The following is a 583-nucleotide window of genomic DNA, read 5'->3' as shown; positions in this document are numbered from 1 at the left end:
GTTTTTTTGATTATATAATAATTCAATCCAATATAAACAAAGGCAGAACAGTAATATTACCATTCTGCCTGTAGTTAATTGTATTTAATAAAAATACATTTAGGATTTGAATAAAACCAGTTTCATTACACAAAGAAATATTACATTTAATTTCAATCGGTAATAATACGACATTTGATAACTGATTATATTACTTAAATCAAACCCAGTTATTCTAAGAAATCTTTTATCTCACGCACTCATTTAGAAATTTAATAAATACCTCTTAAATTTCAACACCTACTATATATTTCATCTTAGTAAGATTACTTTTTGCGACTTTTACTTTTACATCTAATTTTTCATGAAGAACACGTAACAGAGAAAGATAGAGCAGCACAATCTTGTCTTTATCTTTATCATCAACTAGCAATAGATGAAAATCATCAACCACGCCTAAAATATTCAGACTAACGATAACTGAACTGGGTGACAGAATATCAATATTGACCTTCTCTACCTTACCCACTTTAAGCTCATCATCTACAATCAGATCTTCATGTAGCAAAATATCTTTCTTAATAATCATAATATAAACTCCAAA

Annotated in this window: 1 protein-coding gene; it reads right to left on the bottom strand. The window is 27.4% G+C overall.

Annotated features, from left to right (window positions below; translation table 11 throughout):
* Nucleotides 1-265: 265 nt before the first annotated feature.
* On the bottom strand, nucleotides 266-583 hold a 318-nt coding region (locus tag V2H77_RS00130), incomplete at its 5' end, for a Cro/Cl family transcriptional regulator (RefSeq protein ID WP_341497188.1).

This window comes from Photorhabdus sp. P32 (genome assembly GCF_038085095.1).
Classification (GTDB): Bacteria; Pseudomonadota; Gammaproteobacteria; order Enterobacterales; family Enterobacteriaceae; genus Photorhabdus; species Photorhabdus luminescens.
This window is presented reverse-complemented; position numbering and strand designations above follow the sequence as displayed.